At 62.8% G+C, this 8440-nt stretch carries 8 protein-coding genes and 1 pseudogene; 4 read left to right on the top strand and 5 right to left on the bottom strand.

All coding sequences use genetic code 11. The features are described 5' to 3' along the window. The 5 genes and pseudogenes from VGH68_RS25605 to VGH68_RS25585 all read right to left on the bottom strand — a co-directional run. A partial coding sequence (locus VGH68_RS25605) for a hypothetical protein (protein ID WP_331606509.1) occupies nt 1–190 on the bottom strand: 190 nt, incomplete at its 3' end. A 47-nt stretch (nt 191–237) separates the two neighbouring features. Further along, nucleotides 238–1112 (bottom strand): annotated as a pseudogene (locus VGH68_RS25600) (dihydroxy-acid dehydratase); the annotation flags it as partial. Between the two features lie 632 nt (nt 1113–1744). Beyond that, entirely contained in the window at nt 1745–2032 is a 288-nt protein-coding gene (locus VGH68_RS25595) for a hypothetical protein (protein WP_331606508.1), read from the bottom strand. A gap of 126 nt (nt 2033–2158) precedes the next feature. Beyond that, the gene (locus tag VGH68_RS25590; RefSeq protein WP_331606507.1) at nt 2159–2608 is read right to left on the bottom strand and encodes a MarR family transcriptional regulator; all 450 of its coding nucleotides are present in this window, start codon (nt 2606–2608) and stop codon (nt 2159–2161) included. Between the two features lie 63 nt (nt 2609–2671). Continuing rightward, a complete protein-coding gene (locus VGH68_RS25585) occupies nt 2672–3817 on the bottom strand; it encodes a glycerate kinase (protein WP_331606506.1) in 1146 nt (381 codons plus the stop codon). Nucleotides 3818–4347: 530 nt separating this feature from the next. Here VGH68_RS25585 and tig point away from each other — a divergent pair. The 4 genes from tig to VGH68_RS25565 all read left to right on the top strand — a co-directional run. Next, the gene (gene tig / locus VGH68_RS25580) at nt 4348–5694 is read left to right on the top strand and encodes a trigger factor (protein WP_331606505.1); all 1347 of its coding nucleotides are present in this window, start codon (nt 4348–4350) and stop codon (nt 5692–5694) included. 217 nt (nt 5695–5911) lie between these two features. Continuing rightward, on the top strand, nt 5912–6565 hold the full coding sequence (gene clpP / locus VGH68_RS25575) for an ATP-dependent Clp endopeptidase proteolytic subunit ClpP (RefSeq protein WP_006048927.1): 654 nt from the start codon (nt 5912–5914) through the stop codon (nt 6563–6565). A gap of 197 nt (nt 6566–6762) precedes the next feature. Beyond that, complete coding sequence (gene clpX / locus VGH68_RS25570) at nt 6763–8034, top strand: ATP-dependent Clp protease ATP-binding subunit ClpX (RefSeq protein ID WP_085481416.1); 1272 nt, start codon at nt 6763–6765, stop codon at nt 8032–8034. Between the two features lie 202 nt (nt 8035–8236). Continuing rightward, on the top strand, nt 8237–8440 hold a 204-nt coding region (locus VGH68_RS25565; RefSeq protein ID WP_331606504.1), incomplete at its 3' end, for an LON peptidase substrate-binding domain-containing protein.

Genomic DNA, 8440 nt, shown 5'->3' with positions numbered 1-8440 from the left:
AAATTGGTAGACGCACCAGGTTTAGGTCCTGACGCCCGCAACGGCGTGCCGGTTCGAGTCCGGCCTCACGCACCATGAAAGAAGAAAAGGGCCGCATACGGCGACGTATGCGGCCCTTTTTGCGTTTCGCGCGCGCCGCTTCAGCGCGCGCTGCGATCCACCGCAGGCGTGACCCAGCGCGTTTTTCCATTGCCCGTTCCTCCAGGCGCGGTAGCGCCGGCCGTGTGTCGTCTTCGTTCAACGCGGCACGCTCACCGTCATCTGCGCCGCCTGCAGGAAATCGAAATTGCACCCCTCGTCGGCTTGCGTGATCGACTGGAGAAACCACTTGCGATAGCCTCGCGCGAGCGGATCGGCCACCCGCGGCGGTAACGCGGCAAGCCGTTCGGCGATCAGCGCGTCGTCGACATCGAGCGAGATCGTGCGTTGCGCGGCGCTCAGCCGGATGCGGTCGCCGTCGCGCACGATAGCGAGCGGGCCGCCGGCCGCTGCCTCGGGCGTCACGTGCAACACGACCGTGCCGGCCGCCGTGCCGCTCATGCGGCCGTCGGAAATGCGCACTATGTCTTTTACGCCTTGCCGCGCGAGCTTCTTCGGAATCGGGATATAGCCGGGTTCCGGCATCCCCGGCGGCCGACCGGGCCGATCTGCCGCAGCACGAGGATGTCGTCGGCGTTCACGTCGAGCGCGGGGTCGTCGATACGTCGCGCGAGATCTTCGGCGTCCTCGAACACGACCGCGCGGCCGGTGTGCTCCATCAGTTGGGCATTGGCCGCCGACTGCTTGATGATCGCGCCACCCGGTGCGAGGTTGCCGTACAGCACCGCGATGCCGCCTTGCGGATAGACCGGCGCGTCGAACGGCCGCACGACTTGCTGGGCGAAGTCGGCAGGCGCGGCGTCGATTTCGTCGCCGAGCGTGCGCCCCGTCACGGTCAACGCATCCAGATTCAGCAGATGGCGCAGGCGCCGCATTACGGTGACCAGTCCGCCCGCGCGGTGCAGGTCCTCCATATAGTGCTGGCCGGACGGCTTCAAATCGACGAGCACCGGCGTCTCGCGTGCGATCCGGTCGAGCCGCTGCAGGTCGACACGAATGCCGAGCCGGCCTGCGTCAATCGCGACGATCGGGCGCGACAGCGCATCGTCGGTATAGCCGGCGCCCTTGATGAACGCTTTGCGCAGGACATCGCGAAGCCCGCGTCGCCATAGTTCGTGAGACCCTGGCGCAGGCCGCCTGGCGCAGGCGAGTGCAACGGGGAGTCCGGCGAAGTGGCGGGCGAACTGGTGGGCGTCTTCGGTTGGGAGGTCATGGTCGGAAGTGAAGGAGGCGGAGGACCAGCACAGTATCAAGCGTTCGGCACGCTGACGGCAATCCGGCCGGCGTGATCGCGTGAGCGGTGCAGAAGCGGCGCAGCACATGACCGAGCCGCGCGGCGGCACCTCGAAGCGCGAGCGCGGCAGCATCGCATCCACCTGTCCATGCAGCGCGGGCGACGCGTCGCGAGCGGCGCGCCTGACGAGTTCGAGCGCCGGCGCGCATGCGACCGTACGCTCGGCGGCGCGGGTGGTGATCGCCGCCACGCCGGGCGCGCGACTGTAAGACGCGGCTTACGGTTGATTAGTAAGCGGCCGAGGCAGAGATAAAAGCAGATAGACGTAGGTAGACCAACCTAACGCGCCGTTGCGCGAGGCCTGCCCAAGGCGGGCCGGTCTGTTGTTCACCGCTCGCGAGTCGCGATCGATCAGCTGCCGGTCGTTCCCGGCTGCGGCTGCGAACCCGGCAATTCCGCCTGCGCGGCGCCTTCGAGAAAGCGTCGCGTGGATTCAAACGCCTGCAGCATCTGATCCGGCCACGGTGTTTGCAACATGACCGCCTGATGGTTTTCGAATGCCGACGACAGCAGTTTTGCCAGCTCCGGCGAGCGTAGATGACGCAGCACGACGCTGACCGCGATCGCGGTGGCCTGGCTTGCGCCGGCTGTCTGGAGTTCCGAAGCGGTGAGTGCCGAGAGCTGTTTGTTGATGTCCACTGAGACTTCCCTGAATGAAAAGGAGAATGAAGGCGCCGCTGGCCGATCCGCGATTCTGACATGCGCCCCGCGCGGCCGTGAAGCGACGCGCCCCATGCGTTGACTAGGCGCCGGGGGTCTGCCTCGTTACTCTCGCTCGCTCATCGCACTGATCACTTTGTCGAGCGCGGCGCCGAACGCGGCTTTTTCGTCGCCTTCGAGACAGTCGAACATATCGTCGTTCCACTTGCGCGCGATGGGCATCACCTTGCGATAGAGCGCGCGGCCTTCCGGCGTGAGCGAAACCAGCACGACGCGACCATCTTCGGTGCTGGGCTGGCGCTGCACGAGTCCCTGCCGGATCAGCGCCTCGGCCGCGCGGCTCGCCTGGCTCTTGTCGAGATTCGCGTGGCGCGCGAGCTCCATGATCGAGAACGGCCCGAACGAGCCCACCGCGGCAATCACGCGCGCCTCAGGCAACGTCGCGCCGAGCTTTGCCTGATAGCGCGCGCCGATGCCGCGCTCGGCCAGTTTATTCAGCACATGCAGACGATATGTGAGGAACTGCTCGAGCCCGGCTTTAGCGGATTCCTTCATGGTCATCCCCGTAGTTGTGGAGCGGTCGTGGCGCTGCGATTGTTGCCGCAGCCGGTTCGCCGGTCAGCGCACGGCGTATTTCAGGCGCGTCAGTTGTTCCGCCTCGTTCGCGAGCAGGCGCGCGGCGTCGCGAATCGCGATGTCGAGCGTGATCGGCCCGGGCGCCGGCGAGAAGCAGCCGCAAAAATATTCGGCCAGACGCGGCAATGCGGCGGGATCGACCGAGCCGGACAGCAATGTCGCGGGTACGCCGGCGGCGCGTGCATGCGCGCACGCGATGAAGGGCGCCTTGCCGTGCAGCGTCTGCACGTCCGAGCGGCCTTCGCCGGTGATCAGCCAGTCGGCGCCGGCAAGCGCGGCGTCGAGCCCGATTTGCGTCGCAACCGTTTCCGCCCCCGGTTCGAAGCGGGCGCCGAGCATATGCAGCGCAAAGCCGAGACCGCCGGCAGCGCCCGCGCCCGGCAGATCGCGCGCGGTACGCCCGAGCGCGGCTTCGAGCAGATCGGCGAAACGCGCGAGCGCCGCGTCGATCGGTGCGACCTGTTCTGGCGTGACGCCTTTTTGCGGGCCGAAGACCGCGGTCGCGCCGTGCTCGCCGGTCAGCGGGTTGTCGACGTCGGACATGCCGACGAATTGCGCAGCCGCGAGCCGCGCGTCGAGTTGCGAGACGTCGACCCGCGCCACCCGCGCAAGCTGTTCGGGCGTGCCTTCGAGGTCGCCGCCTTGCGCATCGAAGAGCTTCATGCCGAGGCCGGTCAGCAGGCCGGCGCCGCCATCGTTCGTACTGCTGCCGCCGAGCGCGACGAAAAAGCGCCGCACTCCCGCATCCAGCAGTATGCGAATCGCCTCGCCGATGCCCCGCGTGCTACGCGCCTCCACTGGCACGCCCATGCCGACCGGGTCGGTGATGCCGACGATCTCAGCCGTTTCGATGATGGCGCTGCCGTCCACTAGCAGGCCCGCGAGCGCTTCGCGCGTGGCGCCCGCCGCGCCGCGCACGGTGAGCGTGCGCCGCTCGCCGCCGCTCGTGAGCATCGCGTCGAGCGTGCCTTCGCCGCCGTCCGCCATCGGGCAGACACGCACGGCGGCGCCAGGGCAGGCGCGCTGGACGCCAGACGCAATCGCCTGCGCGACCTGTTGCGCACTGAGCGAGCCCTTGAATGAATCTGGAGCGATGACGACGACAGGCGAGGGCGACGAATTCGGCATGGCGTCTCGAAAAATTCGAATCGTTGTGAGCGGATAGGAAAGCGGGCGACGGGACGCAGATGCGCGCAGATGCGCGCGGGTCCCAATCCAGTTCGTTAGCTTATCAGCATGGGCGCGTCGGCTGGATACGTCGAACGGCATAGGCACAATCGTGCGAGCAGACGTCGTGGCTACCAGTTGCCGCGCGTCCCCGCGCATGGACGGCCATGGGTCGTATGAGGAACCCTGCGCAAAACCGGATTGTGCAATGGGCGGGCGTTTGCTGAAAACGCGCGGCCTGGGCGAAAACCTGCGCAAATGGGCCACAAAGGGGCCGCAATACGCGGGAAAGTCGATGCAAACATCGAATCCCGGCTAGGCGCGCGAATAGTTTGCTAAAATATTCGGCTCTTTGGACTCAACCGTGCTGGCAGCGGCCTGCAAGCCCGAGGCGCAGGCGCTTGATCGATGCAATCGGTGCGAAGCGACATCGAAGGGCAGCACGGAGAAGATAACTGATTCGCTCGAATAATTTTAGGACGATTGAAGCCATGGCTAACGTTGTTGAGAACCTCGGCAAGCTCGAACGCCGCGTGACGATTTCCCTGCCGAAGGATGCCGTGCAGAAGGAAGTGGATTCGCGTATCCGTCAACTCGCGAAGAACGTGCGCATGCCGGGTTTCCGCCCGGGGAAGGTCCCGCTCAAAATGGTGACCCAACAGTACTCGGGCCAGGTGGAAGCCGAAGTGCTGAGCGACAAGGTCGGCAAGGAGTTTTTCGACATCAGCCGCGCCGAGAACCTGCGCGTCGCGGGTCAGCCGAGCTTCGCGCCGAAGAGCGACGCCGCTGAAGGCGATTACGCGTTCGACGCAACCTTCGAGGTGTATCCGGAAGTGAAGCTGGGTGACGTCGCCACGGCTGAAATCGAGCGCACCACGACCACCATCAGCGAAGCGGAAATCGACCGCACGCTGGACATCCTGCGCAAGCAGCGGGTGCACTTCCATGCTCGCGGCGAAGCCGGCGAGCACGGGGACGGCGGCGGGGATACGGCGGCCAAGGACGGCGATCGCGTGACGGTCGACTTCGTCGGCAAGATCGACGGTGAAGCATTCCAGGGCGGCAGTGCGGAAGACTTCGCCTTCGTGCTCGGCGAAGGCCGCATGCTGCCGGAATTCGAAAGCGCGTCGCGCGGCCTGAAAGTCGGCGAAGCGAAGGAATTCGATCTGAAGTTCCCGGACGATTACCACGGCAAGGACGTGGCGGGCAAGACCGCGCAGTTCACGATCACGATGAAGAAGATCGAATGGCCGCATCTGCCCGAAGTCGACGCGGAGTTCGCGAAGTCGCTCGGCATCGAAGACGGTGATCTCACCAAGATGCGGGCCGAGATCAAGGACAATCTCGAGCGCGAAGCCAAGCGCCGCACGCAAGCGATCGTCAAGAATCAGGTGATGGACGCGCTGCTGAAAATCTCGGAACTCGATGTGCCGAACGCGCTGATCGAGCAGGATCAGGAGCGCCTTGTCGCGATGGCGCGCCAGGATCTGGAGCAGCGCGGCGTGCCGAACGCGAAGGACGCGCCGATTCCGGCTGCCATGTTCAAGGAGCAGGCAGAGCGCCGCGTCAAGCTGGGCCTCGTGCTGGCCGAACTGGTGAAGGCGAACGAACTGCAGGCGAAGCCCGAGCAGATTCGTGCCGAAGTCGACGAATTCGCGAAAAGCTATGAAGACCCGAAGGAAGTCGTCCGCTGGTATTATTCGAACCAGCAACGCCTTGCCGAAATGGAAGCGTATGTCGTTGAGGCCAACGTCGTCGATTTCGTGCTCAGCAAGGCCAAGGTGACGGACAAGGAAGTGAGCTTCGAAGAACTGGCAAGCGCAACGGCGCAAGCGTAAAGCGTTGCTGCAACGGCGTGCCGGCTGTCGGAGCGACCGACGGCCCGCACGCCGTTTTTTTGTGTCACGTTTGTGCCGTGGAAATGCGTTTCGGTGCTGCGTCCGGTCGCGCGCGCGGATGGAGCCCGCGGCAGTCAAGGCACTTGAATACGGGCTCGCCGCACCAACTTTCGTCCAGCATCCATATTGAAATATTTTCCAGACAAGGATTCATTGCATGACCTTTCGCGCCCAAATGCTGGACACGTTGACCTCCCAGTCGTCACGGGATCTCGAAGCGCAGGCACTCGGTCTGGTGCCGATCGTCGTGGAAACGAGCGGCCGGGGCGAGCGCTCGTATGATATTTATTCCCGTCTGCTGAAGGAGCGCATCGTGTTCCTCGTGGGCGAGGTGAACGATCAGACGGCCAATCTGGTAGTCGCTCAGATGCTGTTTCTCGAAAGCGAGAATCCGGACAAGGATATCTACTTCTATATCAACAGCCCAGGCGGCTCAGTGTCGGCGGGCATGGCGATCTACGACACGATGCAATTCATCAAGCCGGACGTCTCCACGCTTTGCATGGGTCTCGCGGCTAGCATGGGCGCGTTCCTGCTGGCGGCTGGTGCAAAGGGCAAGCGTTTCGCGCTGCCCAACTCCCGTGTAATGATTCACCAGCCGCTCGGCGGCGCGCGTGGCCAGGCATCGGACATCGAGATTCAGGCACGCGAAATTCTGTACCTGAAGGAACGGCTGAATCATCTGCTTGCACACCATACCGGTCAACCCGTCGAGCGTATTGCACGCGACACGGATCGCGACAATTTCATGTCCGGCGATGACGCACAGGCGTACGGCCTCGTCGACCAGGTGGCACACAAGCGTCCTTGATCTGCTACGGTTTTGCCCTGCCGTTTTGCCCAGAAGTCGGGCGAAACGGTCATCGGGCCGGTCGTGACAGCATCACCATCCGTCCGGGCGTCTGCGGCAAGCGCCGTCATCCTGCTCACTAGCCCTGCCGCGCCCAAACTGCGAGGCAGGGGCAAACGGCGTATTATGTAATTCAGTGTCCGGAGGCTCACACATCTATGGCGGACAAGAAAGGTTCTAACAGCGAAAAGCTGTTGTATTGCTCGTTTTGTGGCAAGAGCCAGCATGAAGTCAAGAAACTGATTGCTGGTCCGTCGGTATTCATCTGCGATGAATGTATCGACCTGTGCAACGAGATCATTCGCGACGAGGCGGCGGGCGCCGGTATCGAGGCGGGCTTGTCCAAGTCCGATCTGCCGACTCCGCAGGAAATCCGCGAAATCCTCGACCAATACGTGATCGGTCAGGAGCGCGCGAAGAAGATTCTCGCCGTCGCCGTCTATAACCACTACAAGCGCCTCAAGCATCTCGACAAGAAAGACGAGATCGAACTGTCGAAGAGCAACATCCTGCTGATCGGGCCGACCGGCTCCGGCAAGACGCTGCTCGCGCAAACGCTCGCGCGCCTTCTGAACGTCCCGTTCGTGATTGCCGATGCAACGACGTTGACGGAAGCCGGCTATGTCGGTGAAGACGTCGAGAACATCATTCAGAAGTTGCTCCAAAATTGTAATTACGAAGTGGACAAAGCGCAGCGCGGCATTGTCTACATCGACGAAATCGACAAGATCAGCCGCAAGTCCGACAACCCGTCGATCACGCGTGACGTATCGGGCGAGGGCGTACAGCAGGCTCTGCTGAAGCTGGTCGAAGGCACGATGGCGTCGGTGCCGCCGCAAGGTGGTCGTAAGCATCCGAACCAGGACTTCATTCAGGTCGATACGACGAACATCCTGTTCATCTGTGGCGGCGCTTTCGACGGCCTCGAAAAGGTAATCGTCGATCGTACCGAGAAGACTGGCATCGGCTTCGGCGCAAGCGTGAAGAGCAAGCAGGACCGCGACGCGGGTGAAGTGTTGCGGGAAGTGGAACCGGAAGATCTGATCAAGTTCGGCCTGATTCCTGAATTGATCGGCCGTCTGCCGGTAGTCGCCACGCTCGGCAAGCTCGACGAAGCTGCGTTGATGAAGATTCTCGTCGAACCGAAGAATGCGCTCGTCAAGCAGTACCACAAGCTCTTCAACATGGAACGTGTCGAACTTGAGATCCGTCCCGCCGCGTTGCAGGCAGTGGCGCGCAAGGCGATCCGCCGCAAGACCGGCGCCCGAGGTCTGCGTTCGATTCTGGAACAGGCGTTGCTCGATGTGATGTATGACCTGCCGCAAATGAAAGGCGTTAGCAAGGTCATCATCGACGACAACGTTATCGACGGCGACGGCAAACCGTTGTTGATTTACGAAGACGCGCCGAAGGTGGCGGGTTCGAACTGATCGGCTTACGCGTTCTGCAAAAAAAGCCGTTCATGGCGACGTGAACGGCTTTTTCGTTTATCGTGTGGTCAGATTGATTATTTTCACTATGGAGTCACTGAACCTTCGGAGTCTCTGAACTTTTTCCCACACGCGAAGGCTTGCAATGTTTTCTGCTGGCCTCACCTATCGAACGAACTGATTCCACTCATGGGGAAATGAAATGTCAGGAACCCAACTCCTCCCGCCGGAACGCATTACGTTGCCGCTGCTCCCGCTGCGCGACGTAGTCGTTTTCCCGCACATGGTGATTCCGCTCTTCGTAGGCCGCCCGAAGTCGATCAAGGCTCTCGAAGCAGCGATGGAAGGCGGCAAGCACATCATGCTCGTCGCCCAGAAAACGGCTGCGAAAGATGAGCCGACCGAA

It is taken from the genome of Paraburkholderia sp. (genome assembly GCF_036488505.1).
Lineage (GTDB): Bacteria > Pseudomonadota > Gammaproteobacteria > Burkholderiales > Burkholderiaceae > Paraburkholderia.
Note: the sequence above shows the minus strand (reverse complement) of the source record. Positions and strands in the feature narration are given on the sequence as shown.

Excerpts from the sequence above, each read along its gene's own strand:
- VGH68_RS25590 (WP_331606507.1), bottom strand. The coding sequence starts at position 2,608 with ATGAAGGAATCCGCTAAAGCCGGGCTCGAGCAGTTCCTCACATATCGT.
- VGH68_RS25585 (WP_331606506.1), bottom strand. The coding sequence starts at position 3,817 with ATGCCGAATTCGTCGCCCTCGCCTGTCGTCGTCATCGCTCCAGATTCA.
- tig (WP_331606505.1), top strand. The coding sequence starts at position 4,348 with ATGGCTAACGTTGTTGAGAACCTCGGCAAGCTCGAACGCCGCGTGACG.
- clpP (WP_006048927.1), top strand. The coding sequence starts at position 5,912 with ATGACCTTTCGCGCCCAAATGCTGGACACGTTGACCTCCCAGTCGTCA.
- clpX (WP_085481416.1), top strand. The coding sequence starts at position 6,763 with ATGGCGGACAAGAAAGGTTCTAACAGCGAAAAGCTGTTGTATTGCTCG.